The organism is Brevibacterium sp. CS2 (genome assembly GCF_005280295.1).
Lineage (GTDB): Bacteria > Actinomycetota > Actinomycetes > Actinomycetales > Brevibacteriaceae > Brevibacterium > Brevibacterium pityocampae.
The window spans coordinates 1,261,635-1,286,166 of record NZ_CP040020.1; the positions used below are offsets into that span (position 1 = coordinate 1,261,635).

The following is a 24,532-nucleotide window of genomic DNA, read 5'->3' on the forward strand; positions in this document are numbered from 1 at the left end:
GGTGCCCGGGTGGGCGGGCTCCGGGGCGTCAGGTGCCGCTTCGACTGCGACGACGTCTTCGATCACCGGGTTGGACAGCAGCGTCGAGGCGGCCTCGCGGGCCTGCGCGAGGATCTCCTCGGTGACCTCGCCGTCGACCGTGAGCTCGAACCGCTTGCCCTGGCGCACATCGGTGAAGGCGGTGAGCCCCAAGCGGTCGAGGCCCGAGCCGATCGCCTTGCCCTGGGGGTCGAGGATCTCCGGCTTCGGCATGACTTCGACGACGACACGTCCCATGGTGCTCCTTGAATCTCGCAGGTGCGGCGGACCGCTGGATGGCGCGCCCCGATCGCGCGCCGAACACCTGCGAGTCTACCAACGCCGAGGATCGTCGGGAGCGCGGTGTCCGGCACCGGTGCCGGACACAACCCGTTCCGATCTCGGAGCCTGCCGCAGGAGCATCCGATACAGTCGAGACAGCAGACAGCCCGATGATGTCGAACCCGAGGAGAAGACGACAGGATGCGGAGAATCGTAAGGTGCGGCGCAGCCGTTGCGGCACTGTCCTTGGCGCTCGTCGGATGCTCCGCCGGGGGTCCCGACGGGACCGAACCGAACGACCCGGGCACATCGGCAGAGGAGACCGCGATGACCACACCTGGTGCCGATTCCGGTGGCGGCGCCCACCAGTTCGGGTCGACGAGCGACCTGCTCGCGGCAGCGAACGGATTCACCTTCAACGAGTTCGATGACTTCACCTTCGCCGAATCCACGCTCGGATTCGCCCAGTTCGGAAGTCAGGAACAGCGTCCGGAGATCGAGCCGGAATCGTGTGCAGCATTCTTCGACGATGCGCTGAGCTCGCTCGACGGCACCGAGGCGCCGACCGTCGCTGGTCTCAGCGCCAAAGGCGGAATGCGCGTCGATATCTCGAGCCATGCTGCGGGCTCCGATGCGGAGTCCCATGAATCGATGTTCTCCGGCATGGTCGCGGAATGTCCTGAGATGCGCCTTCTGCACGATGGCGAGCCTGTCTCCGAATCCACCATCGAAGGATTCGACGTCGAGGTCGACGGTGCCGACAGCGCCGTCGGTATCCACAGCACGATGACGCAGGCCGCCTCGTCGGAAGAGGGCGAGGTGTCGCAGGTCGTCGTACGCAGCGGCACACTGGTGGTCACCGCCGCAGCGACCGGGGGCGCCGACACACGGGAGCGGGCGCGAGAACTCGCCGGCGCCGTCCTCACCTACCTCGAGCAGTGACCGCGGTGTCGGGCACCCTGGAGCGGCCGATACCAGGACGCGCAGCTGCGCGACCGTATCGGCCGTGTCAGCCGGGTCAGCCGGGTCAGCCGGGTCGTCCGCACCCGCTCGTGCTTTGGCGGAGGTGAGATCCCCGTGCCCACTGCGAAGCGATCAGCGAAGGACGGCGACCTCTCCGCCTTCTCCGCCGAGTACGACGGGAACGCGACGTCCGAGCTGCTCGTCGAAGCGCTCGGCAATCGCGATGCGGAGGCGCGGTGGGAGATCTCCCGCCGGCTCCTCGACGACGGGGCGGACGCCTCCCCGGTCGGCTACGGGCAGTCGACGCTCTCGATCCTGCTGGGTGCCCACCGCTGGCTCGGAGCACACGACGGCGAGCTGGCGCAGCGCCTCGTCGATGCCGGGGCGAGCGTGAACTACCGCGAGCGGCGCGGCCGGCTCGCCATCCACCTGGCCGCCCTGACGCGGGCCGCCGCGGACGAGGACAGGCGACAGCTCTATGAGGCGTTCCTCGCCGCGCACCCGGCCTCACCGTGATCCCGCGCGGTGCGCCGTGCCCACCGACCGCCTGAACCCGCCGGCAGCATAAGAACCTCCGACGCCGAGCTGCTGTGTCACCCCAGCCCGAGCACCGTCCGCAGCGCGGTCTCGATCTCCGCCGCCGCGCGCTCGGCCTCGTCGCGGCCCAGCCGGTAGGGGTCGGCGATGTCGTCGAGGTATCCGCGGGACGGGACCTCGACGCCCGCGCCCGGCGGGTCCCAGGCCGCGACCGTTCCGGCGGCGGCGAGCTCCGCGTAGGGGCGCAGCACGACGGTCCGGGCGGCTGCCTCCGGCCAGGTGCCCACGACGAAGTCCCGGTGGGAGCGGGTGAGGCAGACGAGGAGGTCGGCCCCGGCCGCGCGGTCCGCGTCGAGCTGCGTGGAGGTGAAACCCGCCGTCGAGGCGCCGAGGCGGGTCAGGCACGCCGCCATCGCCGGGTCGATGCCGAGGTCGGCGAGCAGGTGGGTGCCGGTGCTCGTGTACCGGGTGGAGGGGTCGAGGAGTGCTGCGAGGCGCTCGGCGAAGGGGGAACGGCACGTGTTGCCGGTGCACACGAACATCACCGTTCTCATCGTCGGCTCCCGGGACCGCTCAGAGGGGGAAGGTCTCGCCGGTGATGCGCTCGAAGGCCTCGACATACCGGGCGCGCGTCTTCTCGACGATCTCCGCGGGCAGCTCCGGCGGGGCATCTCCGGAGTCCTTGTCCCAGCCGGAGGCCTCGGAGGTCAGCCAGTCGCGGACGAACTGCTTGTCGAAGCTCGCCTGCGCGCGGCCGGGCGCGTAGGCCGCGGCGTCCCAGAAGCGGGAGGAATCCGGGGTGAGGACCTCGTCGGCGAGCAGGATGGTGCCGCCCGGGCCGCGCCCGAATTCGAACTTCGTGTCGGCGAGGATGATGCCGCGCTCGCGGGCGATCTCCTCCGCGCGGGTGTAGATCCGCAGGGTGACGTCGCGCAGCTCCTCGGCCTCCGCGGCTCCGACGATCTCCGCGGCCCGGTCGAAGCCGATGTTCTCGTCGTGGTCGCCGATCTGCGCCTTCGTCGCCGGGGTGAAGATCGCCGGTTCGAGCTTGTCGGACTCCCCGAGCCCGGCGGGCAGGCGGACCCCGCACACCGCGCCGGTGCGCCGGTAGTCTGCGAGGCCGGACCCGGTGAGGTAGCCGCGGGCCACGCATTCGATGGGGAACATGTCGAGCGGCCGGCACACCATGCCGCGCCCGGCCACCTCGGCCGGCACCTCGGTCGAGGTCACGTGGTTGCCGATGACGTCGGCGAGCTGGTCGAACCACCACAGGGTGAGCCCGGTGAGGACGACGCCCTTGTCCGGGATCTCCGAGGCGAGCACGTGGTCGTAGGCGGAGATCCGGTCCGAGGCGACCATGAGGATCCGATCCGCGCCCTCGAGCGTGCCGACCTCGGCCGGGACGTAGATGTCGCGCACCTTGCCCGAGTACACGTGGGTCCAGTCGGGGATGTCGGGGTGCTCGGTGTCGATCATGGCGTTCCTTCGGGTCGGATGCGGTGCCGGAGTGCGCCGGCGGCGGGGGTATCAGGTGGGGTCGGAGTCCCCGCCGGGTGCGGAACTCCCGGCCGGGACGGCGACCCCTCCGGCCGCGGCCGCACGCGCGATGTCGGTGCGGTGCTGCTCGCCGTCCCAGGAGATCAGGCCCACGGCCTCGTAGGCGCGTTCGCGGGCGGCGGTGAGATCCTCCCCGGTGGCGACGACGGAGAGCACGCGCCCGCCGGCGGTGACGACCTCGCCCGCGGGCGAGGTGGCGGTGCCGGCGTGGAGGACCATGACGCCGGGCAGGGCGGCGGCCTCCTCGAGCCCCGCGATCGGGTCCCCGGTGCGCGGCGCCTCGGGGTAGCCCGCGGCGGCCAGGACCACGGTGACCGCGGCCTCGGGGGACCAGGAGAGTGGTCCGAACTCCGCCAGGCGGCCCTCCGCGGCGGCGAGCAGCGCCTGGGCCAGCGGGGTCTCGAGCCGGGCGAGCACGGACTGGGTCTCCGGGTCGCCGAACCGCACGTTGAACTCGATGACCCGGAGGCCCTTCGGGGTGAGCGCGAGCCCGCAGTAGAGGAGGCCGACGAACGGGGCGCCGCGGCGGGCCATCTCGTCGACGACCGGCTGGGCGACGCGCGCGACGATCTCCTCGACCATCCCGGGTGGGGCCCAGGGCAGCGGCGAGTAGGCGCCCATACCTCCCGTGTTCGGCCCGGCATCGCCGTCGTGGATGCGCTTGAAGTCCTGTGCGGGCTCGAGCGGGACGGCGGTGGTGCCGTCGCACAGCACGAACAGGGACACCTCCGGCCCGGTCAGGTGGTCCTCGATGACGACCCGGTCGGACACGCTCAGGCAGGATTCGGCGTGGGCGAGCGCGGCGGCGCGGTCCTCGGTGACGACGACGCCCTTGCCGGCGGCGAGCCCGTCGGCCTTGACGACGTGCGGGGCGCCGAACCGATCGAGAGCGGCGGCGGCCTCGTCCACGGTGGTGGCGGCGACGGCGGCGGCGGTGGGCACCCCGGCGGCCTCCATCACGTCCTTGGCGTAGGCCTTCGAGCCCTCGAGCGCCGCGGCCTCCTGGCCGGGGCCGAACACCGCGAACGAGGCGGCGCGCAGCGCATCGGCCACTCCGGCGACGAGCGGGGCCTCGGGACCGACGACGACGAGGTCGACGTCGAGCTCCTCGGCGAGCGCGACCGCAGCATGCGGGTCGGTGGCGCCGAGCGGCCGGGTCTCGCACAGCAGCCCGATGCCCGGGTTGCCGGGCGCGGCGATGACGGCGTCGACCTGCGGATCGCGGGACAGCGCGGCGGCCAGGGCGTGTTCGCGGGCACCGGGCCCGATGACGAGAACCTTCACGCCCCCAGACTAGTACGGCGGGCTCCCGAACCGGGCGTCGGACGGCCGGCGGCGCCCGCCGATAGTGTGGACCCATGAGCCCACAGAGCACGCACCCCCCGACCTCCGAGACCTTCTCCGCCGCGGCGGCCGTCGAGCTCGCCGTCATCGAGCGCTCCGGCTTCGTCGAGTCGCGCCACCTCGGCTCCGCCGTCGTCGTCGACCCCGACGGCGCCCCGCTCATCGAGCTCGGCGCGCCCGCGGAGCCGGTCCTCACCCGCTCGAGCCTCAAGCCCCTCCAGGCGCTCGCCTGCCTGGAGATGGGTGTGCCGCTGGCGGGAGAGTCCCTCGTGCTCGCCACGGCCTCCCACCGGGCGGAGGAGGGCCATGTCGAGGTCGTCGCCGGGATGCTCGACTCCGTGGGCCTGGGGCCCGAGGACCTGCAGTGCCCGGCCGTCGCGCCCGCGGACCGCGGCGACCGGATGCGGGTGCGCAAGGACGGCACCCTGGTGTCCCCGCTCCACTTCAACTGCTCGGGCAAGCACGCGGCGTTCCTCATGGCCCAGCAGCTCGGCGGCCACGACACCGCCGCCTACCTCGACCCGGATTCCGCGGTGCAGCGGCAGGTCGCGGCGACCGTCGCTGAGTACTGCGGGGGCCCGTCCGACTTCGTCGGGGTCGACGGCTGCGGGGCCCCGGTCCACGCGCTGCCGCTGACCCGGCTGGCGGCCGGGATCGGGCGGCTCGCCGCCGGCACCACCGAGCACGCGCGCACCCTGCGCGATGCCGTGCTCGCCCACCCGTGGGCCATCGAGGGGCACGGCCGACCGAACTCCGTCGTCGTCGAGAAGCTCGGCATCCTCGCGAAGTTCGGCGCCGAGGGCGTCATGGTCATGGGCACCCCGGGAGGCCACGCGGTCGCCGTCAAATGCCTCGACGGCTCGAGCCGGCCGACGACGATGGTCGCCCTCGAGCTCCTCGTCACCGCCGGCGCCCTGCCCGCCGAGCAGGTCGTGCCGGTGCTCGCCGAGCTCGACCACCGGGTGACCGGGGGGATCGGCGGCGACGGGGAGCCCGCGGTCGTCGGCGCGCTGCGCTCCTCCTCGGCCGTGCTGACCGCCGCAGAGCAGCTGGGGCGGCGATGAGCATCCGCCGCCGCATCGACCCGGCCGCCGGGCACGAGGCGCTCGTCGCTTGGGTGCAGGCCCGCCGCACCGGCGCCGCACCCGCCCCGCGCACCACGCTGGCCACCGCCGTGCGGTTCACGCTCGAGGAGCTCGCCGCGCGCAACGAGGGCAACTCCGTCGAGGTGCGGATCCCGCCCTTCGGCGTCACCCAGTGCATCGCCGGTCCCCGCCACACCCGCGGCACCCCGCCCAACGTCGTCGAGGCGGACCCCGAGGCCTGGCTCGAGGTCGCGGTGGGGGAGACGGACTTCGCCGCCGCGCTCGCCGCCGGACGCATGAGCGCCTCGGGCACGCGCGCGGACCTCACCGCGGTGACCCCGCTGTTCGACGCCGCCGAGCTCTTCCCGAGCTGAGCGCGGCTCCTCGCGAGTCGAGCGGGGATCTCCGCGAGCTGAGCGGGAGAGGCCTCCCTCCGAACCGAACCGTGCAGCCAGCCCCCACCCCGCCCCGGCCCGCCCGCCCGTCCAGCATGCGGCGGGTCGTTGCCCACGCCCCGGGTGCGCGAGGACAATGAGGCCATGACTGCGCAGACGACTCCGACCACCTCGTTCATCGACGGCCGCTCCGTGCCCGCCCGGGACACCTACGACAACATCGACCCGGCGACCAACCGGGCGCTCGGCGGGGTCTCCCGGGGCACCGCGGAGGACGTCGACCAGGCGGTGGCGGCCGCCGCCCGCGCCCAGCGCGAGTGGCGGAACACCTCGCCGGAGCAGCGCTCCCGGTTCCTCGTCGAGATCGCCCGGCTCGTCCGCGAGGATCGCGACACCCTGGCCCGCCTCGAGACCGAGGACACCGGCAAGCCGCTCACCCAGGCCTATGCGGACGCCGACACCTGTGCTCGCTACTTCGAGTTCTACGGGCACACCATCGAGTCGTACTACGGGCAGACGATCCCCTTCGACCCGGGCATGCACGCCTACACCCGCCGCGAGCCCTACGGCGTGACGGGGCACATCGTCGCGTGGAACTATCCGCTCCAGCTCATCGGCCGGGCCGCCGCCTCCTCGCTCGCCACCGGCAACTGCGCGGTGGCGAAGCCGGCGGACGAGACCCCGCGCACCACCGTGCGCCTCGCCGAGCTCGTCCACCGCGCCGGGGTGCCTGCCGGCGCCTTCAACGTCGTCACCGGGCTCGGCTCCGAGGCCGGGGCCGCGCTCGCCGCGCACGACGGGGTGGCCCACCTCGGGTTCGTCGGCTCGACCGCCACCGGCTCGCTCATCGCCCACGCCGCGGCCGACCGCGTGGTGCCCACCGTGCTCGAGCTCGGCGGCAAGTCTGCGAACGTCGTGTTCGCCGACGCCGACGTCGACGCCGCGATCCCGAGCCTCGTGCGGTCGATCCTCCAGAACGCCGGGCAGACATGCTCGGCCGGCGCGCGCCTGCTCGTCCACCGGGATGTGCACGCCGAGGTGGTGGAGAAGATGGCCGCGGAGTTCGGGAAGGTGAGCATCGGCCGCGGGGCCGATGACCCGATGCTCGGCCCGCTCGTGTCGGTCAAGCAGCAGGAGCGCGTGGCCGGCTTCTTCGACCGGCTCAGCGGCGGTGAGATCGTCACCGGCGGATCAGCGCCGAGCGACCTCGGTGACGATCTGGCAGGCGGTGCCTTCTTCTCCCCGACGCTCGTCGACAATGTCGACCCGTCCGCGGAGATCGCCCGCGAGGAGGTGTTCGGCCCCGTCGTCGTCGCCACCGAGTTCGACGACGACGCCGAGGCCGTGGAGCTCGCCAACGGCACCGACTACGGGCTCGTGTCCGCGGTGTGGACGCGGGACGTGGGCCGGGCGCACCGGATGGCCGCGGCGATCGAGGCCGGCCAGGTGTTCGTCAACACCTACGGCGCCGGCGGCGGAGTCGAGCTGCCCTTCGGCGGCTTCAAGAAATCCGGCTACGGGCGCGAGAAGTCGATCGAGGCCTTCGACGAGTACACCCAGACCAAGACCGTCGTCATCAAGCTCTGAGCCGGCGGTGCCGACGGGCCCGCGGAGACCGGTGCACCGACGAGCTCGCCGAGCCCGGTGGACTAGACTCGGGGGCGCACACGACGGCAGCCCAGGGGAGTTCATGAAGGACACCATCGACGTCTCGGTGAGACGGAGTCCACGGTATTCGGCATTCATCATCGTCGGGGTCGTCCTCGGCATGACCGTGGGACTGGTCCTCAGCCTCCTGCCCGTGGACACGAGCGCCCTCACCACCCAGGTCACGCAGGGCTCGGCAGTCTGGATGCTCATGGTCGTGGTGGGGATCATCGGCGGTTTCCTCGGCGCGATCGTCGCGCTCCTCGTCGACCGGCGCAGCGTCCAGCGCGCCCGCACCTTCGCCGTGGGCGCGGAGTACGAGCCGGAGCGGCGCCGTGCCGCGGACTCCTCGACACCCGCCTCGGCCGCGGATGCCGCCCCGAACGCTCCCGAGGCGCCCGCGGAGGGGCCCGGCCCGGATGCCGGTCGCGGCCCCGAGGCCCCGCGCACTGTGGGAGAATGACGGCGTGGCACGCGCAGATGGACAGCTGACTCACGAAATCGACCCCCAGGACAAGAAGCCGCAGGACGAATGCGGTGTGTTCGGGGTCTGGGCACCGGGCGAGGAGGTGTCCAAACTCGTCTACTACGGCCTCTACGCCCTCCAGCACCGGGGCCAGGAATCGGCCGGGATCGCGGCGAGCAACGGCGAACAGATCATCGTCTACCGGGACATGGGACTCGTGTCCCAGGTGTTCGACGAGAACGACCTCGAGACGCTGCCCGGGCACATGGCCGTCGGCCACACCCGCTACTCCACCACCGGCTCCTCGACGTGGGAGAACGCGCAGCCGACGCTCGGGCCCACCCGCTTCGGCACGGTGGCCCTCGGCCACAACGGCAACCTGACGAACTTCCTCGAGCTCCAGGAGCTCGCCGACACCCGGCAGGAGGTGCGGCAGGAGACCGTCAAGCAGGCGACGCAGAAGACCAATCGCACCCGCGGCCACCGCGACTCCTCGAACGACACCTCGCTCATCACCGAGCTGCTCGCCTCCGGCACGGGGGAGAACCTCACCGAGGTCGCGCTCGAGCTCTTCCCCAAGCTCGAGGGCGCCTTCAGCCTCGTGTTCATGGACGAGCACACGCTCTACGCCGCCCGCGACCGCCACGGCGTGCGCCCGCTCGCTCTCGGCCGGCTCGACCGCGGCTGGGTGGTCGCGAGCGAGACCGCCGCGCTCGACATCGTCGGCGCCTCGTTCGTGCGCGCCGTCGAACCCGGCGAGCTCATCGCGATCGACGAGGACGGCCTGCGCTCGTACACCTTCGCCGAGCCCGAGCTCGCCCGCTGCGTGTTCGAGTACGTCTACCTCGCCCGCCCGGACAGCATCCTCGCCGGCAAGACCGTGCACTCCGCCCGCACGGAGATGGGCCGGGTGCTCGCCCGCGAGTACCCAGTCGACGCGGACATGGTCATCGCCACCCCGGAATCCGGGACGCCGGCTGCCGTGGGCTACGCGGAGGAGTCGGGGATCCCGTTCGGGCAGGGGTTGATGAAGAACGCCTACGTGGGCCGCACCTTCATCCAGCCCTCGCAGACGATCCGGCAGCTCGGCATCCGCCTCAAGCTCAACCCGCTGCGGGAGAACATCGAGGGCAAGCGGCTCGTCGTCGTCGACGACTCGATCGTCCGCGGCAACACTCAGCGCGCCCTCGTGCGGATGCTCCGCGAGGCCGGCGCCCGGGAGATCCACATCCGCATCTCCTCCCCGCCGGTCAAGTGGCCGTGCTTCTACGGCATCGACTTCGCGACCCGTGCCGAGCTCATCGCCAACGGACTCACCACCGACGAGATCTGCCAGTCGCTCGGCGCGGACTCGCTCGGCTACATCTCGCTCGACGGGATGATCTCCGCGACCCAGCAGGAGCGCAGCGAGCTGTGCACCGCCTGCTTCTCCGGGGAGTACCCGATCAGGATCCCGGACGGCCAGGCGCCGGAGAGGAGCTGCTGACATGACCGAGGACAGCGCAGCACAGGGCACCACCTACGCCTCCGCAGGCGTCGACGTCGAGGCCGGCGACCGGGCCGTCGAGCTCATGAAGGCCGCCGTGTCGGCCACCCACGGCCCGAACGTCGTCGGGGACTTCGGCGGTTTCGCCGGACTCTTCGACGTCTCCATGCTCAAGGACTACGAGCGGCCCCAGCTCGCGGCCTCGACCGACGGGGTGGGCACCAAGGTCGCGATCGCGCAGGCCCTCGACATCCACCACACCATCGGCTTCGACCTCGTCGGCATGGTCGTCGACGACATCGTCGTGTGCGGGGCGACGCCCCTCATCATGACCGACTACATCGCCTGCGGACGGGTGGTGCCGGAGCGGATCGCCGACATCGTGCGCGGCATCGCCGAGGCGTGCGCCTCGGCCGGGGTCGCGCTCGTGGGCGGGGAGACCGCCGAGCACCCCGGCCTGCTCGGGGTCGACGAGTACGACGTCGCCGGTGCGGCGACCGGTGTGGTCGAGGCCTCTCGCGTGCTCGGCGCGCACCGCGTGAGCGCCGGTGACGTGCTCGTCGGCCTGCCGTCCTCGGGCCTGCACTCCAACGGCTACTCCCTGGTGCGGCGCATCATCGCCGACGCCGGGTGGGGCCTCGATCGTGAGGTGCCCGAGTTCGGCCGGACACTGGGTGAGGAGATCCTCGTCCCGACGACCGTCTACTCCGGCCCGCTGCTCGAGCTGCTCGCCGCACAGCCCGACGCGGTGCACGCGATGTCGCACGTCACCGGCGGCGGGCTGTCGGCGAACATCGCGCGCGTGCTCCCGCAGGGACTGCTCGCCACCATGCGCCGCTCCACCTGGACGGTGCCGGCGGTCTTCGACGTCCTCGGCGAGCTCGGCTCCGTGCCGCGCATCGACCGCGAGCGCACATGGAACCTCGGAGTCGGCATGGTCCTCGTGGTCGATCGGAAGTCCGTCGACGCCGTGCTCGCCGCGGTGGACGGTGCCTGGGTGCTCGGTGAGGTCACCGCCGACGACCGTGCGCTGGCCGGGGACGAGTACTACGTGCAGGGCGCCAAGGGCGTCGACGGCGGAGCTGCGATCCTCCTCGACTGAGGCGCCGCCTTCGGCTGCTGGGTCTGCCGTGCTGCGCGACCGTCGGGATCGTCCTCGCCGCGGGATTCATTGGGGGCCACCGGCTGGGTCTCGCCGTATCCTTCGACATCGAGCTCGACGTCGGACCGTTCATCGGAGATGACATCGGCGACCGCCTGCGCCCGGTCCTCGGACAGCGACTGGTTGTAGTCGTCGTCGCCCTTCGAATCGGTGTGGCCGTGGACCTCGATGCGGGCGCCGTCCGGGATGTCGGCGACGAGCTCCCGGATCCTGGTCTTCGCGGCGTCCTTGACCGTCGAGGAATCGAAGTCGAAGAGGATGTCGGACGAGAGCGAGATCGTCGTCTCCGACCCGTCCGTCTCCGTGGTCTCGACCTCGTCGGTGTTCTCGAGGAGGTCGGTCGTGTTCTCGTCGAGGTCGTCGATGCTGTCGTCGAGCTCGGTCTGGCTCGGTTCCCCCACATCCGCCAGAGTCGTCGGGGAGGCCATCGCTGCACTGCCCGCCCCGGTGAGGACGAGCAGTGCAGCCGCGGCAGCGCCGAGGAACGAGGTGCGGAAGTCGTGTGCGGCGCTCACTGGATGGTGATCCCGGTAGCGAGCGGCGCCCCGTCCACCATGGCGACGTCGACCTCGGTGACGTCCTCCGGTGGTGCTGCGAAGACCGCGAACGCGTAGAACGTCTGCCCCGGGCCGAACTTCCCGCCCATGTAGTCGGTCTGGGCGCGGATCACACCGCTGGAGTCGCTGAGCACCCGGTGGCGCTTGAGGTTCGTGTTGTCGATGAAGAACGGCGCCCACCCGCTGTTGCCGAGATAGTGGTAGAGATGGTTGCGTTCGGAGCCGGCGGCGGCATCGACGGTGAAGGCGAACTGCCCGACGACGGTCCTGCCCTCGCGGTACAGGCCGAGGAGCTAGACGGTCATCGTCGAATCGGGCTCGTCTCCTCCACTGACGTGGACGGGGACCGTTGCGGTCGCTACCGGTTCGGGGAGGTTGTTCGGGTCCAGTCCGGCGGACTCCGGCGAGCCGGGCTCACCGGACGGTGCTGCGGAGGGGGACTCACCGGCTGCCGAGGTGTCGTCGGGTGATTGCCGGTCGGCGGTGGTGTCGTCGGATCCGAGCGAACAGGCGCCGAGGCTCAGGATGAGTACGAGGGACGCGATCGCGGTGGTGGGTCGGACCGAGGGGATTCTGCGCATCGGGGAATGCTTTCGCTCAAGGGGACAGTGATTCGGACGGGTTTCGGAGGGAGCGGGCCATCGTCGTGGCGGTCGGGGAACCGCCGGGTCGGAGTCGGAGCGTGCCAGGTGGACGGACGAATGCTCAGTCGTCGTCGATGTCGTTGTACTTGTCGGCGTACTCGGAGTAGTCGGGCTCCTCGTCGAAGGGGTCGCCGTCCTCCTCGGACGTCGATCCGCCGAGTTCCCTCTGCAGAGCAGTCAGGTCGGTCTCCGGGCTGTAGTACTTGAGCTTACGGGCAACCTTGATCTGCTTCGCCTTAGCGCGGCCGCGACCCACAGGCGTCGACCCCCTCTGTCGTCGGTCCAGGACGCGACTGTGCGCGAACCCCGGCATCGTGGTTGTCATCTCTACCCCGGAATCCTACCCGGTCGGGATAGGATGTGCCATTCCTCGGACGGCCTTGTGGACAGTGTGCGGTGGCCAGTGCGGTCGGCTTCCACAGGGCTCACGGCGGTTCGACGGAGCGGTCTACACTGCGGAATCATGCACCCCCGAACCTGTCATTCCCGGAAGCGACACCTCGTCCTGCTGCGCCTCGTAGCTCTTGGTGCGCTCTCGCTGTGGGGCTGAGCGATGGAGCTGGACGTGGGAATGATCGTCTTCATCGGCATCGTCGCCCTTGCCGCGCTGCTCGCTCTGGGCCGGCGCTTCCTTCTCCCCGTGCTCCGGCCCGCTGTGCGCACCTGGGACGGGGAGATCGTCGCGGTGATCGTGCACTACGCGCGCAACCCGCGGCTGCGTGGCGACGACAGCCCGCTGAGTGCGGCCCCGGTGATCCGGGAGCGGGCCGGGGGCGGTGAGCGGATGGCGGACAACAGGGTCGTGGATGCGCTGCCGAGCGTGGTGCTCCGACAGCTGTTCGGGTCGACGATCTACGACACCCTCAATCCCCGTTTGAACCTGCCGACCGGTGAGCTGCGGCGGCAGGCGGTCCAGGCTGCGAAGTCCGGAGGTTTCCGGTTCGACCTGCCGGAGCCGGTCCGGGTCGCCGTCGAGGAGACGGCGGACGGGGACCTGCGGTGGCGGAAGGCTCGCTGAGCGCGGTTCTCGCATAGGGTTGGGCCATGGCCTACGAGCGTGACTTCGAGATCAGGCTGCGGGTGTTCGAGCCGTGCGTGGTGCACCCGGAGCTCGCCGACTTCCCGGTATCGGACAACCGCGATGCGATCGCCGGTCTCGTCGCCGCCGACGCCGACATCCGCCTCATCAGCATCCCGCCGGATCCGGTGGCCGACTCCTATCGCGGGACGCCGATCTTCATGCCCGCCGCCGACGCCGGCGACGAGTTCGACCGGGTGTGCCCGGTGCAGGACGACATCCGGTCGTGGCATGCGCTCGAGGCGCTCGCGGAGAACAGCACCCGCGGCGAGCTCGACCTCATCGTGCCCAAGGCCGCCCGCCGCCGGGCGGCCGCCCACCGGGTCGAATGGATGCAGGACGACCCCGACACCCGCGTGTTCACCCGGACCTCGGCGTGGGACGTGTCGCCCGTGTGGTGGCTCGCCCTCGACCCGCAGCGCGACCAGGTCATCAGCGACGATATCGGCGACGGCGACGAAGGCTTCCGGATCCGCATCCGCACGCCGATCCTCACCGCCTCCTCCCGCGTCGACTGGGCGCTCGAGGTCATCAAGGAGAAGTCGAAGCTCGTCAGCGTCGTCGAGTCGACGGAGATGTTCTCCGAGTGGCTCGACGGGTTCGACATGAATTCGATCCTCGAGCTCGACCTCGGCGGGATGAGCGAGGTGCTGTGGCCGGACACCGGGGCGGAGCTCGTCGCGGACTGGGTCGACAGCCTCGACGCCGACGACCGCGAGGGCGCGGGAGCGGCCTTCACCCGCTACACCCGGATGTGGGAGATGCTCGGGCTCTACGCCCGCAGCAGCTGAGCCGGGCGGTCCGGTGTTCCGAGTAGAACCGGCCGGGTGCCGCTTACGGCTCGATCGGGTGGTGAGGAAGCACAGGTGAATGCGAAAGGCACCCGGGGGACCGGGTGCCTTTCGGGGATGGTGGGTGTTCGAGGGGTGGGGGTCAGTAGTCGAAGATCGAATTGACGGCGTCCTGGAAGGGGCCGGTGAGATTGATGCCGCTGGCGGCTGCGATGACGATGCCGACGACGACGGCGACGACGAGGGCGATCGCGAGGTACTCGATCGAGACGGCGCCGGTCTCGCGGTTGGTGCGGATGGCCTGGGTCATCTTGGTGAGAGCGTTCATGGTGAAGTCCTTTCGGGGATGGTGGGTGTTCGAGGGGTGGGGGTCAGTAGTCGAAGATCGAATTGACGGCGTCCTGGAAGGGGCCGGTGAGATTGATGCCGCTGGCGGCTGCGATGACGATGCCGACGACGACGGCGACGACGAGGGCGATCGCGAGGTACTCGATCGAGACGGCGCCGGTCTCGCGGTTGGTGCGGATGGCCTGGGTCATCTTGGTGAGAGCGTTCATGGTGAAGTCCTTTCGGTTCGGTGCCGAGCTTGTGACTTCAGTCTGCCGGGTCGATGTGAGCGTCAGAAGGGTCTCCGGTTCCGGGAGTGGACCCAAAGCGATTGGGCCCAGCCGAATGGGCCCCCGGGGGGCAGTGCGCTCGTGCGGGCGATCGACTGGTGGACGGGAGCGCTGTGGGGGATGAATGGACTGAGGGCACCCGGCGCGGAGCCGGGTGCCCTCGTGGCAGGTGGGGAATGCTCACTCGACGAGCTTGATCTTGAACATCCGTTCGAAGGCATCGTGGTCGTGGGAGATATAGGTCGGGCCGACATAATAGGCGCGGGCCGACCCGTAGATGCTCGTGCACACGAGCGTCCACGCCTCGAGGCTCGGCATTCCCTCGGGCATGCAGGTCAGGCCGGGCGGGGTACGGACCTCGGCGGCTGCGCTGCCCGGCGCCGTGAGGGTCTCCTGGATCTTCTTGCCCTGCGGAGACTTGACGGCCTTGGACTGGGTCGACACGTCCACAGCGATGGTGCGCGGTGACTCGACCTGGTACTGGGTGAGGATCACCGAGTCGTTCTTCGCCGCGAAGCTGCTCGCGCTGGGGTATCCCGTCCACCCCGCTGCCGCCCAGAAGGGGTCCGGGGCGACGAAGGTGAACGAGATCTCCTCCTCCTCGTCCTCCGGCGGTGGAGGTGGGGGAGGCGGAGGATCGGGGTCCGAGGGGTCCCAGCCGGCGGCGGGGGCGGAGGTGGCGGCGGAGGAGTGGGCTTGCTGACAGTGATGGACTGCCCGCCCAACCAAGCCGTGATCCAGTTGCCGCGGGCGGCCTCGGCGCTCAGCGAGCGCCGAGGAGTCCGCCGCCTTCTGCGCCTCGGTCTTCCGATCGACGGCCTCACCGAAGATCATGAACAGCAGCGAGGCGCCGATGACGGCGACCGAGACAAGGACGAGCGCGATCGAGACCTGGCCGGATTCGGGGTCGCGGCGGCGCAGGTCGAAGAGGGACGGGGGTCGCCGGAGGGTGCGTAAGCGGAGCATGGGGATCATACTGTCCTCGGGGAGCGAGCAGGGAACGTCTTCATTGTCCACATCTGGGAGCGGAATCGGGAGGGCACAGGGGCCCAGGACCGGGTCCAGGAGCGCATCTCTTCCCCTGTCTTATCGGAGCTTCTTGAACCAGACGCTCACCGCTTCTGCACGGTTCGCGACGTCGAGCTTCGAGAAGATGTGGTTGATGTGGTTCTTCACGGTCTTCTCACTGAGGAAGAGGCGCTGGGCGATCTGTCTGTTGGTCAATCCGTCTGCGGCGAGCTCCATGACCTCGTGCTCACGCCGGCTCAGTCCGAACGGTGCGGATCCGCCCGAGTGCTCCGGGATGTGGTCCGAGTCGGTCTGTTTGCGGCGCGTGTGGTTCGAGAGTATGACATCGGCTGCGGTCGACGACATGAGCATGCTGCCGCGAACCACGGAGCGGAGCGCGTGCGAGAGCCCCTCGACATCGAGCTCGTGGTAGACGACGTATCCCTTCGCCCCTGCTTCCAGCGCGCCCTCGATGATCTCCGACTCCTCGCTGTGGGTGAGCATGACGACGGTGGTGATCTGCGACAGCTCACGGGCCGCCGACACGCCGTCCCGTCGGGGCATCCGGACGTCGAGGAGGCAGACATCGGGACGGAGGCGCTCGCCGAGGTCGATCGCTTCCTGCCCGTCGCACGCCGAGCCGACGAGCTCGAGCCCGTCGGACGAATCGATGATCTGCTCCAGGCCCATTCTCACGACTCTGTTGTCGTCGGCGATGAGCACCCGCAGTGCTTCAGACATCGATGACCTCCTCTGGGATCCGGTGACGAAGGGTGATGGTGGTCCCGTGGCGCGGTCGCGACCTGATCGCGAGCGAGGAACCGATCTGCGCAGCACGCTCCTCCATGCCTGCGAGGCCGAAATGTCCCTCGGCCTGGCGGGTGCGATCATGTTTGGCGAATCCGCGGCCGTGGTCGGTGACGACGAGTTCGAACACCCCGCTGTGAACGTGGGTGGTGAGATCGATCCGCTCGGTGGAGGAGTGGAGCGCGGCGTTCGTCAGCGCCTCCTCGGCGACCTTGCAGATGTTGTGCCGGTGCTTATCATCGAAAGGCAGATCGTGGCTCAGCCGCACATCGACGGGAACCCCGTGGAGCACGCCGATCTCCTCTGCGGTCCGCTGGAGCAGTGTGTTGAGCGAGGGCGTCGAATCCGTGCGGAGGTTCGTGAGGATCCTCCGCGACTCCGCGACCGCATCGGCGGCGGCTTCGCTGATCGACCGGGCGGTCGGCTGCGCTCCGGGCTGGGTCATGGCGAGCGCCTTCGCCTGCAGCCCGATGCCGACGAGCGTCTTGACAAGCGAGTCGTGGAGCTCGCGCGCCAGGCGAGAGCGTTCTTCCCCGAGCGCGGCGTCGCGGGCGGACTGCTGCGCCACCACGAGAGAGGCGTCCACCTGGGACTGCAGGGTGCGCAGCGAGCTCCCGATGACCACTGCGATGACGATGACGACGATCGAGCCGACGAGAGACACATCGACCGGCCCGTCCGAGCGCGTCGGGTCAGCGAGGCGGTCGAGGAACACCGTTGCGGTGAGGCCGGTGATGAGCAGGGCTGACAGCAGCTCGCGCCCTGGGTACGCGTACAGCATGCCGATGAGGAGAGCCGAGCTGAACATGTAGGCGACGAAGGGGGAATCGGGCCCCTGGAGTGCGAGCAGCGCCAGGGAGGCGATGATGTCGACGAGGACGACTGCGGGGTGGCGGAGCAGGAACGGCACGACGCGCGACCACCAGATGATGAGCACACCGGACAGCACCGTGGTGACGAGCACGAGCACGACCTCGACCACCGGGGCCCGGTCGGAGCGCCAGCTCAGCAGCACGGGGAACGCGCAGAGCAGGCGGAGGAGCAGGGCGATCTTCCCCGACTGCAGAAGCACGGCACCAGGGCGCCGACTGGTGGCCGTGGCACGGTGTGTGCGGGAATCCGTCTCCGGTAGCGGCAGCTGTCTCATGTCCGGTCATCCCTGCAGATTGGAGAGGATCTCTCCGAAATCGATACCGGCGACGAAGTACATGCTCACCATGATGAGCACCATGGTGCCGGGGACCATGACGAGGGTGACGACGGCGGAGATCTTCGGATTGGCCTTGGACGCCTTCTGTCGCGCGCGCTGTGCAGTGACGCGTCGCATGTCGAGGGCGATCTGGTCGAGCGCATCGGACAGCGGGGAGCCGAGCTCCTCGGACTGGAGGAGAGCGGTGACGAAGGACTCGAGTGATTCCGAGGTGGTGCGGCTGCGGAGGGCGGCGAAGGCCTCGCTGCGGGACTGCCCGACGTCCATCTGCCGGAGGGTCAGGCGGAGCTCGTCGCTCAGCGGCCCTTCGACCCTTTCTATGACGCGTTCGAGCGCGGCCCGGAAGGACAGGCCGGCGGACACCGTCACTGCGAGGACGTCGAGGAAATCCGGGAGCGCGTCCTCGATCTGCTCCTGCCGTTCGGATGCCTTCGATGCCAGGCTGATATCGGCGATGAAGAAGAGCGCCACGAGGAAACCGACCCCGAGCAGCGGTTGGACGAGGACACTGATGAGCACTGCCGGCACGACACCGATGAGGAGGAGCTTGCACTTCTGCTGCATGAACTGGCGGAAGTCCGCATAGTCGGCGTTGCCGGACCGGACGATCCGGTCGCTGGCGAAGCGTCGGTACGCGGGCCCGAGCAGATTGGCCACATCGGGCGCGATCGCCGCGGCGAGGCTGTCGAGCGGGCCGGTCTGTCGTCGCTTCCGCTTGGCGGAGGTGGTGATGAGAGCACGGTCCTGGGGCGAGAGCTTAGCCAGCGGGTCGGTCTTGACCAGGGCGTAGCCGCGCATGGCCAGGCCGGCGATGAACAGTGCTGCGATACCGAACGCCAGGGACCACATCAGAGCTTCACCCGTGTGAGCCGATTGATCGCGACGATCCCGATGATGTACGACGCCGTGGTGATGACGATCGCGATCTGTCCGATGACCGTGCTCGTCAGGTCGAGCAGCAGGTCGTTGTACGTGAGCGACAGGATGATGACCAGACCCACTCCGAGGCCGGCGACCATGTACCCGGTGTAGCTCGCCTCCGCAACGAGTGTGCGGACCTCTCGGGTGGTCTCCTTGCGGTCCTCGAGCGCGAGTGAGAGGTCGCGCAGTGCTGTGATGAGGGATCCTCCGGAGCGGTGGGCGATGACGAGGGTGGACACGAGCACGCTGAGATCCTTGCCGGGGAGCCGCCGCTCGAGCCGTTCGAACGCGATGTCCATCGGCGTTCCGAGGTCGAGTTCGTTCGTCATCCGGCGGATCTCGCGCCCGGCCGGGTCGGACAGTTCGGTGCCGGCGATGTGGAGCGCGGTGTTGATGGACAGCCCCGCGCCGGTCGCGTTGGCGAGGATGCGGGCGAACTCGGGGAGCTGAGCGATGAACTTCTCCCGCTGCTTGTGACGAAGGATGGTGAGCGCGTACACCATTGCGACGACGATGAGCACCCCGGCCATGACGGCGTAGAAGGTCGCCATGACGGTGTTGAGGCTCAGGCCGACCACGACGACGATGACGAGGCCGATCAGGACGAACTCGACCGGGGTGAGCTGCGTGACATTGGCCTGGAGCATGAGGTCGTCGAGACGTCGGCCGATGCGGGTGCCGATGAACCAACGATTCACCGGGGTGACGAAGCGCGCCCGGAAGCTCCGCCGGTAGGTCTCGGTCTGGTTCCTCACCAGCTCGCGCTTCTCGAGTGAGCCGACCATGAAGGCCGAGGAGCCGATCGCGGCGAGAGCGAGCACTCCGAAGAGGGCGCCGAGAATGACGAGTTCCCTCATGAGTGGGTGCCCGGGCGCGCTTGTCCGGTCTCCGGATCAGGGGCGATCGGGTAGGTCGTCGGGAGCTCGTACCCGGACAGCCACATGCGATGGGCCAGGTGGTACGGCATCGGGTGGACGGCGAACTCGCCGGTGACCACTCTGTCCGCGCCGAGCGCGTTCGCCCGGAACGTCACGAGGGGAGTGAGCTCGAACTGGGCCCGGCTCCGCGACGTCACCGCCGCGATCTCCTGGATCCGCCGGCTGCCGTCGGCCCCGCGCGACAGCTGGACGATGAGATCGACGGCGCTGTTGATCTGATCGCGCAGCGCCTCGTACGGGATAGGGAGCTCGCTCATGCTTGCGAGCGTCTCCAGTCGCGACACCGCGTCGGTGGCGTTGTTGGCGTGCACCGTTACCAGGGAGCCGTCGTGACCGGTGTTCATCGCCTGCAGCATGTCGAGGGTTTCGCCGCCGCGGACCTCGCCGACGATGATCCGGTCGGGCCGCATGCGGAGGCTGTTGCGCACGAGATCACGGATCGTCACCGCGCCCTTGCCCTCGACGTTGGCCGGGCGCGATTCGAGCCGGATGACGTGCGGCTGTTGGAGTTGGAGCTCGGCGGAGTCCTCGACCGTGACGATGCGGTCACCGTCAGGGATGAGTCCGGAGAGGGCGTTGAGCATCGTGGTCTTGCCGGTGCCGGTGCCTCCGGAGACGACGATGTTGAAGCGCGCCCTGACGCAGGCGGTGAGGAGATCGCGCGTCGCTGCGTCGAGCGAGCCCTTGGTGATGAGGTCGTCGAGCGTGAACGGGGTGGGGAATCGACGGATCGTCATGGTGGGGCCGTCGAGAGCGAGAGGCGGGACGATGACGTTGACCCGCTCGCCGGAAGGCAGTCGGGCGTCGACCATCGGGGAAGACTCGTCGACTCGCCTGTTGACCCCGGCGACGATCCGGTCGATCGTCTGCATGAGCTGCGCCGAGTTGGTGAAGGTCGCATCGAGCTTCTCGAGCCTGCCCCGGCGCTCGACGTAGATGCTCTGATACCCGTTGACCATGATCTCCGTGACCGTGGGGTCGGCGAGCAGGGGTTCGAGGACACCGAGACCGAGGGCCTCGTCGACCACGCGTCGGATGATCACCTGTCGGTCGTGGGCGGAGAGCACCGGGCCGTCGCGGGAGATGAGGTGGCTCATCACGCGCTCGAGCCGGACCCGTCGCTGTGTGGCGTCGAGCTTACTCAGCTCGTCGAGGTCGATCTCCTCGAGGAGCAGCCGACGGTATTGGCGCACGGCGAGCTGCTCGCTCGTGAGCTTCTCGCCACCGGGGTCGGCGACATCGGCGACATCGGCCTGCTGCTGTGCTCTGCGAAGAAGTGCCATCCGAGGTCAGGGTTCCGTCCGTGGGAATACAGCGGTGCGCGACACCTGCATGGGAGGCACGCGCTCCTCGAGCCAGCTGATGTTGAGCACAGGCACGCTGACGGTGGTGGTGCAGCGGATCTCCGCGCCGTTCGCGCAGGATGTCGTGGTCCCGGCGCGCAGTGATTCCGAGACGGCGGAGTTGCCTGCGGCGACTCCGCTCCCGGCGACGATCGATTCGGCGCGGGCGGCGTTCCGCGCTGCGGAGTTCGCCTGCGACAGCGAGTGCATGGCGAGCAGTGCCTGCAGGCCGATGAGGACGGCGGCGAACACGACGACGGAGCCGGCGAGGAACTCGATGCTCACGGCGCCGTGCTCGGCCTGCCGGCCGGCGCGGAGCCGTGCGAGTGCGGCATGCATGCGGGTGATCATCAGTACGGCTCCTTCACGACTCCGGCGCTCGCGGGGATGGTCAGATCGAACCCTTCGGTGGTGGGGACGAGCAGGGGCGTGCTGAGCTCGACCGAGACCCGTCCGGGCGATTCTCTCACCTGGAGGCCATCGCGCCATCCCTGTGGAGTATGGGAGTGCGCAGCATGTGAGGCGCTCGCGCCGACAGCGGCCGCGCGGGCGCCCTCGTTCGCTGCATTGCTCGCGAAGATCGCGGTGACGCCCACCAGCAGGACCTGGAAAGCGATGGCGGTGAAGAGGGCGAACAGCGCAGTGATCCCGACGGCTTCGATGCTCACGGCACCTCGGTCGGAGCGGAAACGCGATCGGCCCGTCGTCGCGGCACGGGAGTCGGGCTGGGCCGGAGCAGCTGCGGCGACGTCTGAAGCATCGGGGGCGGTCTCGGTCCGGGTGCTGCGGCTCGCGGAACGGAATCGGGGTCTGCTGCTTCGGTCATCGAGGGAGTGCGAGGGGATGAGAGACATCTCTATTCCTAGATCTTCGATTCTGCTCGACCAGGCGGCGCCGGCGAGTTCGGGGTCTCTGCGGTTCACCGCAAGTTCCAGGGAAGCGAATTCATGGGGGATGGAGGTGCTGAGAGTGGGGACCGTGACGATCCTGCGCGCGGTCTCGGGCTGGAGGTCGCTCTTCTTGTCGACCTTGTTGAGGAGTGCCTTGACAGGGCCGCCGTCCCTGATCGACAGGCGGCTCCACAGCTCGGTGATGCGCTGCACTCCGCGCAGGCTGAGCACGTCCGGAGTGGCGCAGACGATGACCTCGTCCGCCATTTCCACGGCGACCGAGTTCGCCTCGCCCATGACTGATCCGACATCGACGATGACGACATCCGAGCGCGAGACGAGCATTCCGAGGATCTGCCGGGCGGCGAACTCGGTGACGAGTTCGCCGCGTTCGCCGTGCTGGGGGCCGAGCAGCAGCGACAGCCCGGAAGCGTGCTCATGGACGACGTCCTGGAGGTGGCGGGGCGTGAGTTCCTCCACGACGGGCAGAAGGTCGGTGATGTCGCGGTATCGCGGGATGTCGAGGAGGATCGACAGATCGGGCTTCTGCAGGTCGAGGTCGACGACGACCACCCGGTCGCCGGGCCGGGATCGCGCAGTCTCCAGCCCGAGGTGGAGCGCGACGCTCGAACTGCCGGCGCCGCCCTTGGAGGAGGCGATGGCGACGAGTCGGCCGCCGAGCACTGCGGTCTCGTTCTCGGACCGCTTCTGCACCGCCTGATTGACCGAGGCGGACCATGCCACCGCGTTCTCGACCCGTGAGCTGACCTCCTCGTAGCTCAGCGGGTACCGGACCACGCCGCGCGCACCGTTGTCGAGTGCTGCGGCGAAGTCCTCCGGTGCCGGGTCGGCGAGGACGACGAGGATCGCGAGCGCAGGAGTGCGCGAGGCAACCTCGCGTACGAGGTCCCACATCGGCATCGGCGCGCAGTTCTCGTCCACGGCCAGGATGTCGGGGGAGATGTCGGTATTGGCGGACAGGCCGTGGAGCAGCGCGTGGCTCGTGGTGTAGACCTGCAGGGTGTCGACATCGGAGGCGCCGAGCGCCTGGCGGATGTCCCAGCCCCTCTGCTCATCGGTCGACAGGATGACAGCACGTGCCATGATCAGTTTCCCCCTCCGTCGGCAGAGCCGAGCGCCGGTGCGAGATCGGGATCCTCGAAGGACAGATCGTCATCGGTGATCGTCGAACCCGTCTCGTTGTTGCCCGACCGTGTGATCCGCAGGGATACTGCGAACGCCTCGGCATAGGCGAGCTTGCTCGCATCGTTGACCGAAACCGCGAAGGTCACCGGCACGGTCTCGACGAGCGCGCCCTGCGCCGCTGCCTGGCCGGCGTCGGGTGCGAGCTGCTGGTCCGGCTGGCCGACCGCGACGACCTCGGCGTTGCGGACGAGGACACCGGCGACGTTGTACGGGATGTCCGCACGGCGGTAGCTCGCGTCCTGGTCGTTCTCGCGGTCCTTGGCGAAGGCCGCGACCACATCGACGAGATCGCCCGGATTGACCCGGCCGTTGATCCCTGCGTCCCCTTCGAAGTTCACCGAGATTTCACGCTGTCCGTCCTCGAGCGACGAGACCGGTGCCAGCATGTCGGACTGGATGTACGAGCCGGCCGTGATCGCCGTCCTGGCCTTCTGACCGGCCAGCTGATCGAGGTGGGTCACCATCTGCGGAGTGACGTACTTGTCCGGCACCTCCTGGGTCTCGAGGTGAGTCCCCGGGTCGATCGTCTGGTGGATGCTGATATCCTCGATCGCCGCGTACACAGTGGTCTTCGGACCCACCTCGGCACTGACCGATCCGACATACGACACGACGCCGAGGAAGACCGCGATCGCGCCGATCGCAGCGATGACGAGGGTGATGACACCTCGGCGCTGACGTGGATTCATGGGTGCTTACTCCTGGTCGTCTGGTGCGAGACGGTGGCAGACGCGGCAGACCGGCGCGATGCGGGAGAATCCGCACCAGTCGCACGCGGTCGACTGCTCTCGGACGGTGGTGATATGAGGGGCGAGATCCGCAGGGGCCAGACAGACCTCGGTCGCATGCTCCAGGCCCCACCAGCGTGATCCGGCTCCCGCCGGCCGGTTGCGGGGGACCACGGTCACCGGCTGCAGTCGAGCGAGGAGCGCGTCGGTGATCGCCTCGGTGGCCTGGCGGTCGCCTTCGACGGTGAAGGCGACGGACGCTGATTCGGAGGGCTGGATCGCGGAGAAGTCCTCCGCGCGGGTTCCACGGAGGACGCGGCCGTGCGCCTCCGCAATGAAGCGCGAGCTCGGGAGCAGGCTCAGAGCGTGCTGCATGAGCGACGGCTGAGCCTGCGTGAGCCGTGCCACGGATTCGAGCACTGCGAAACACCGGATCGCGCCCGACACGCGGTGGAGGAGTTCGAGCAGCGCACCCGGATCCAGCTCCGTCTGGGTGGACTGGGCGATCTCGGTGAGCACCTGGATGCCGAGCGGACTGAGGTTCGACTCGAACATGAGCACCCTGCTCTCGGTGGATCGGGCGCGAGCATGGCTGATCCTGCGCTCGATCTCAGTGGCGCGTTCGGCATCGACGATGAGGGCGACCCACGTGTCCTCCGGCGCGTCGAGCTGCTCGAGCAGCGCGTCGAAGTCCTCGTGCGGGATGAGCGCGCGGACAGCGTCGGTGCGGAGCGGAGAGGGGTGTGACTTCATCGGGGACTTTCTGAGCGGGCAGGGCAACAGGGCGGCCGGGGATCTGCGTCTCCCATCATAGGAGGACCCGGACACCCCGCCAAATGCTTACGTGGACGT

29 protein-coding genes and 1 pseudogene are annotated in these 24,532 nt (G+C 69.5%); 10 read left to right on the top strand and 20 right to left on the bottom strand.

Going from position 1 to position 24,532, the window contains the following annotated elements; translation table 11 throughout:
- Window positions 1–111: 111 nt before the first annotated feature.
- Window positions 112–276: pseudogene (locus FDF13_RS15180) on the bottom strand (phosphoribosylformylglycinamidine synthase subunit PurS); the annotation flags it as partial.
- Window positions 277–627: 351 nt separating this feature from the next.
- Here FDF13_RS15180 and FDF13_RS05505 point away from each other — a divergent pair.
- Together FDF13_RS05505 and FDF13_RS05510 are read left to right on the top strand one after the other, a co-directional pair.
- Window positions 628–1,242: a hypothetical protein gene (locus FDF13_RS05505; RefSeq protein ID WP_137318791.1), complete on the top strand. Its 615-nt coding sequence runs from the start codon at window positions 628–630 to the stop codon at window positions 1,240–1,242.
- 135 nt (window positions 1,243–1,377) lie between these two features.
- Window positions 1,378–1,779 (top strand): hypothetical protein, encoded by a 402-nt coding sequence (locus tag FDF13_RS05510; RefSeq protein WP_137318792.1) that lies wholly within the window; start codon window positions 1,378–1,380, stop codon window positions 1,777–1,779.
- A 77-nt stretch (window positions 1,780–1,856) separates the two neighbouring features.
- Here FDF13_RS05510 and FDF13_RS05515 read toward each other — a convergent pair whose 3' ends face one another.
- Genes FDF13_RS05515 through purD form a run of 3 tightly spaced genes read right to left on the bottom strand, consistent with a single transcriptional unit; the run spans window position 1,857 to window position 4,641 of the window.
- The gene (locus tag FDF13_RS05515) at window positions 1,857–2,342 is read right to left on the bottom strand and encodes a low molecular weight phosphatase family protein (protein WP_175406874.1); all 486 of its coding nucleotides are present in this window, start codon (window positions 2,340–2,342) and stop codon (window positions 1,857–1,859) included.
- A gap of 31 nt (window positions 2,343–2,373) precedes the next feature.
- Entirely contained in the window at window positions 2,374–3,276 is a 903-nt protein-coding gene (locus FDF13_RS15185) for a phosphoribosylaminoimidazolesuccinocarboxamide synthase (protein ID WP_254668925.1), read from the bottom strand.
- Window positions 3,277–3,327: 51 nt separating this feature from the next.
- Window positions 3,328–4,641, bottom strand: a complete 1,314-nt coding sequence (purD, locus tag FDF13_RS15190) for a phosphoribosylamine--glycine ligase (RefSeq protein WP_254668926.1) — start codon at window positions 4,639–4,641, stop codon at window positions 3,328–3,330.
- Between the two features lie 74 nt (window positions 4,642–4,715).
- Between purD and FDF13_RS05525 the strand changes: the two genes are divergently transcribed.
- From FDF13_RS05525 to purM, 6 genes are all read left to right on the top strand, one after another.
- Window positions 4,716–5,765 carry an asparaginase gene (locus FDF13_RS05525; RefSeq protein ID WP_137318794.1) on the top strand — a complete coding sequence of 350 codons (1,050 nt, stop codon included), beginning with the start codon at window positions 4,716–4,718 and terminating at the stop codon, window positions 5,763–5,765.
- Entirely contained in the window at window positions 5,762–6,160 is a 399-nt protein-coding gene (locus FDF13_RS05530) for a sterol carrier family protein (RefSeq protein WP_137318795.1), read from the top strand. Before FDF13_RS05525 ends, FDF13_RS05530 begins: the two co-directional genes overlap by 4 nt.
- Before the next feature lie 165 nt (window positions 6,161–6,325).
- Window positions 6,326–7,768 carry an aldehyde dehydrogenase family protein gene (locus FDF13_RS05535; protein WP_137318796.1) on the top strand — a complete coding sequence of 481 codons (1,443 nt, stop codon included), beginning with the start codon at window positions 6,326–6,328 and terminating at the stop codon, window positions 7,766–7,768.
- Between the two features lie 103 nt (window positions 7,769–7,871).
- Entirely contained in the window at window positions 7,872–8,291 is a 420-nt protein-coding gene (locus FDF13_RS05540; protein WP_137318797.1) for a hypothetical protein, read from the top strand.
- Window positions 8,248–9,780 carry an amidophosphoribosyltransferase gene (gene purF, locus FDF13_RS05545; protein WP_137318798.1) on the top strand — a complete coding sequence of 511 codons (1,533 nt, stop codon included), beginning with the start codon at window positions 8,248–8,250 and terminating at the stop codon, window positions 9,778–9,780. The genes FDF13_RS05540 and purF overlap by 44 nt, the downstream gene beginning before the upstream one ends.
- Window position 9,781: 1 nt before the next feature.
- The gene (purM, locus tag FDF13_RS05550; RefSeq protein ID WP_137318799.1) at window positions 9,782–10,882 is read left to right on the top strand and encodes a phosphoribosylformylglycinamidine cyclo-ligase; all 1,101 of its coding nucleotides are present in this window, start codon (window positions 9,782–9,784) and stop codon (window positions 10,880–10,882) included.
- On the opposite strand, the gene FDF13_RS05555 is transcribed toward purM, so the two are convergent.
- The 4 genes from FDF13_RS05555 to FDF13_RS05565 all read right to left on the bottom strand — a co-directional run bounded on the left by FDF13_RS05555 (window position 10,828) and on the right by FDF13_RS05565 (window position 12,399).
- Complete coding sequence (locus tag FDF13_RS05555; protein ID WP_137318800.1) at window positions 10,828–11,457, bottom strand: OmpA family protein; 630 nt, start codon at window positions 11,455–11,457, stop codon at window positions 10,828–10,830. The two genes, purM and FDF13_RS05555, sit on opposite strands and share 55 nt — an antisense overlap.
- Window positions 11,454–11,612, bottom strand: coding sequence for a hypothetical protein (locus FDF13_RS14705; RefSeq protein ID WP_217494906.1), 159 nt, complete (start codon window positions 11,610–11,612; stop codon window positions 11,454–11,456). Before FDF13_RS14705 ends, FDF13_RS05555 begins: the two co-directional genes overlap by 4 nt.
- A gap of 180 nt (window positions 11,613–11,792) precedes the next feature.
- Window positions 11,793–12,080 carry a hypothetical protein gene (locus tag FDF13_RS05560; protein ID WP_137318801.1) on the bottom strand — a complete coding sequence of 96 codons (288 nt, stop codon included), beginning with the start codon at window positions 12,078–12,080 and terminating at the stop codon, window positions 11,793–11,795.
- Window positions 12,081–12,204: 124 nt separating this feature from the next.
- Window positions 12,205–12,399 (bottom strand): DUF3073 domain-containing protein, encoded by a 195-nt coding sequence (locus FDF13_RS05565; protein ID WP_137318802.1) that lies wholly within the window; start codon window positions 12,397–12,399, stop codon window positions 12,205–12,207.
- A gap of 309 nt (window positions 12,400–12,708) precedes the next feature.
- Between FDF13_RS05565 and FDF13_RS05570 the strand changes: the two genes are divergently transcribed.
- Window positions 12,709–13,161 (top strand): hypothetical protein, encoded by a 453-nt coding sequence (locus FDF13_RS05570; protein WP_137318803.1) that lies wholly within the window; start codon window positions 12,709–12,711, stop codon window positions 13,159–13,161.
- A 26-nt stretch (window positions 13,162–13,187) separates the two neighbouring features.
- Window positions 13,188–14,012, top strand: a complete 825-nt coding sequence (locus tag FDF13_RS05575) for a hypothetical protein (RefSeq protein ID WP_137318804.1) — start codon at window positions 13,188–13,190, stop codon at window positions 14,010–14,012.
- Between the two features lie 142 nt (window positions 14,013–14,154).
- Here the strand turns inward: FDF13_RS05575 and FDF13_RS05580 are convergent, their stop codons facing one another.
- The 12 genes from FDF13_RS05580 to FDF13_RS05640 form a co-directional block, all read right to left on the bottom strand.
- Window positions 14,155–14,340 carry a hypothetical protein gene (locus FDF13_RS05580; protein ID WP_137318805.1) on the bottom strand — a complete coding sequence of 62 codons (186 nt, stop codon included), beginning with the start codon at window positions 14,338–14,340 and terminating at the stop codon, window positions 14,155–14,157.
- Window positions 14,341–14,383: 43 nt separating this feature from the next.
- The gene (locus FDF13_RS05585; protein WP_137318805.1) at window positions 14,384–14,569 is read right to left on the bottom strand and encodes a hypothetical protein; all 186 of its coding nucleotides are present in this window, start codon (window positions 14,567–14,569) and stop codon (window positions 14,384–14,386) included.
- Between the two features lie 240 nt (window positions 14,570–14,809).
- A complete protein-coding gene (locus FDF13_RS14710; protein ID WP_175406876.1) occupies window positions 14,810–15,604 on the bottom strand; it encodes a Tad domain-containing protein in 795 nt (264 codons plus the stop codon).
- Between the two features lie 111 nt (window positions 15,605–15,715).
- The gene (locus FDF13_RS05600; RefSeq protein WP_137318807.1) at window positions 15,716–16,378 is read right to left on the bottom strand and encodes a response regulator transcription factor; all 663 of its coding nucleotides are present in this window, start codon (window positions 16,376–16,378) and stop codon (window positions 15,716–15,718) included.
- Complete coding sequence (locus tag FDF13_RS05605) at window positions 16,371–17,516, bottom strand: sensor histidine kinase (RefSeq protein ID WP_175406877.1); 1,146 nt, start codon at window positions 17,514–17,516, stop codon at window positions 16,371–16,373. The genes FDF13_RS05600 and FDF13_RS05605 overlap by 8 nt, the downstream gene beginning before the upstream one ends.
- Before the next feature lie 81 nt (window positions 17,517–17,597).
- Window positions 17,598–18,503, bottom strand: a complete 906-nt coding sequence (locus FDF13_RS05610) for a type II secretion system F family protein (protein ID WP_217494907.1) — start codon at window positions 18,501–18,503, stop codon at window positions 17,598–17,600.
- Window positions 18,503–19,432 (bottom strand): type II secretion system F family protein, encoded by a 930-nt coding sequence (locus FDF13_RS05615; protein ID WP_137318809.1) that lies wholly within the window; start codon window positions 19,430–19,432, stop codon window positions 18,503–18,505. Before FDF13_RS05615 ends, FDF13_RS05610 begins: the two co-directional genes overlap by 1 nt.
- Window positions 19,429–20,796, bottom strand: coding sequence for a CpaF family protein (locus FDF13_RS05620; RefSeq protein ID WP_137318810.1), 1,368 nt, complete (start codon window positions 20,794–20,796; stop codon window positions 19,429–19,431). The genes FDF13_RS05615 and FDF13_RS05620 overlap by 4 nt, the downstream gene beginning before the upstream one ends.
- Window positions 20,797–20,802: 6 nt before the next feature.
- Window positions 20,803–21,207 carry a hypothetical protein gene (locus tag FDF13_RS05625; protein ID WP_137318811.1) on the bottom strand — a complete coding sequence of 135 codons (405 nt, stop codon included), beginning with the start codon at window positions 21,205–21,207 and terminating at the stop codon, window positions 20,803–20,805.
- On the bottom strand, window positions 21,207–22,850 hold the full coding sequence (locus FDF13_RS05630; protein ID WP_137318812.1) for an AAA family ATPase: 1,644 nt from the start codon (window positions 22,848–22,850) through the stop codon (window positions 21,207–21,209). Before FDF13_RS05630 ends, FDF13_RS05625 begins: the two co-directional genes overlap by 1 nt.
- Before the next feature lie 2 nt (window positions 22,851–22,852).
- A complete protein-coding gene (gene cpaB / locus FDF13_RS05635) occupies window positions 22,853–23,641 on the bottom strand; it encodes a Flp pilus assembly protein CpaB (protein WP_137318813.1) in 789 nt (262 codons plus the stop codon).
- Window positions 23,642–23,647: 6 nt separating this feature from the next.
- A complete protein-coding gene (locus FDF13_RS05640; RefSeq protein ID WP_137318814.1) occupies window positions 23,648–24,433 on the bottom strand; it encodes a hypothetical protein in 786 nt (261 codons plus the stop codon).
- Window positions 24,434–24,532 lie beyond the last annotated feature (99 nt).

Coding starts and splice junctions, on each gene's coding strand:
- FDF13_RS05505 (WP_137318791.1), top strand. CDS start 628: ATGACCACACCTGGTGCCGATTCCGGTGGCGGCGCCCACCAGTTCGGG.
- FDF13_RS05515 (WP_175406874.1), bottom strand. CDS start 2,342: ATGTTCGTGTGCACCGGCAACACGTGCCGTTCCCCCTTCGCCGAGCGC.
- FDF13_RS15185 (WP_254668925.1), bottom strand. CDS start 3,276: ATGATCGACACCGAGCACCCCGACATCCCCGACTGGACCCACGTGTAC.
- FDF13_RS05525 (WP_137318794.1), top strand. CDS start 4,716: ATGAGCCCACAGAGCACGCACCCCCCGACCTCCGAGACCTTCTCCGCC.
- FDF13_RS05530 (WP_137318795.1), top strand. CDS start 5,762: ATGAGCATCCGCCGCCGCATCGACCCGGCCGCCGGGCACGAGGCGCTC.
- FDF13_RS05535 (WP_137318796.1), top strand. CDS start 6,326: ATGACTGCGCAGACGACTCCGACCACCTCGTTCATCGACGGCCGCTCC.
- FDF13_RS05540 (WP_137318797.1), top strand. CDS start 7,872: ATGAAGGACACCATCGACGTCTCGGTGAGACGGAGTCCACGGTATTCG.
- purF (WP_137318798.1), top strand. CDS start 8,248: ATGCCGGTCGCGGCCCCGAGGCCCCGCGCACTGTGGGAGAATGACGGC.
- purM (WP_137318799.1), top strand. CDS start 9,782: ATGACCGAGGACAGCGCAGCACAGGGCACCACCTACGCCTCCGCAGGC.
- FDF13_RS05560 (WP_137318801.1), bottom strand. CDS start 12,080: ATGCGCAGAATCCCCTCGGTCCGACCCACCACCGCGATCGCGTCCCTC.
- FDF13_RS05575 (WP_137318804.1), top strand. CDS start 13,188: ATGGCCTACGAGCGTGACTTCGAGATCAGGCTGCGGGTGTTCGAGCCG.
- FDF13_RS05580 (WP_137318805.1), bottom strand. CDS start 14,340: ATGAACGCTCTCACCAAGATGACCCAGGCCATCCGCACCAACCGCGAG.
- FDF13_RS05585 (WP_137318805.1), bottom strand. CDS start 14,569: ATGAACGCTCTCACCAAGATGACCCAGGCCATCCGCACCAACCGCGAG.
- FDF13_RS14710 (WP_175406876.1), bottom strand. CDS start 15,604: ATGATCCCCATGCTCCGCTTACGCACCCTCCGGCGACCCCCGTCCCTC.
- FDF13_RS05600 (WP_137318807.1), bottom strand. CDS start 16,378: ATGTCTGAAGCACTGCGGGTGCTCATCGCCGACGACAACAGAGTCGTG.
- FDF13_RS05610 (WP_217494907.1), bottom strand. CDS start 18,503: ATGTGGTCCCTGGCGTTCGGTATCGCAGCACTGTTCATCGCCGGCCTG.
- FDF13_RS05615 (WP_137318809.1), bottom strand. CDS start 19,432: ATGAGGGAACTCGTCATTCTCGGCGCCCTCTTCGGAGTGCTCGCTCTC.
- FDF13_RS05620 (WP_137318810.1), bottom strand. CDS start 20,796: ATGGCACTTCTTCGCAGAGCACAGCAGCAGGCCGATGTCGCCGATGTC.
- FDF13_RS05625 (WP_137318811.1), bottom strand. CDS start 21,207: ATGATCACCCGCATGCATGCCGCACTCGCACGGCTCCGCGCCGGCCGG.
- FDF13_RS05630 (WP_137318812.1), bottom strand. CDS start 22,850: ATGGCACGTGCTGTCATCCTGTCGACCGATGAGCAGAGGGGCTGGGAC.
- cpaB (WP_137318813.1), bottom strand. CDS start 23,641: ATGAATCCACGTCAGCGCCGAGGTGTCATCACCCTCGTCATCGCTGCG.
- FDF13_RS05640 (WP_137318814.1), bottom strand. CDS start 24,433: ATGAAGTCACACCCCTCTCCGCTCCGCACCGACGCTGTCCGCGCGCTC.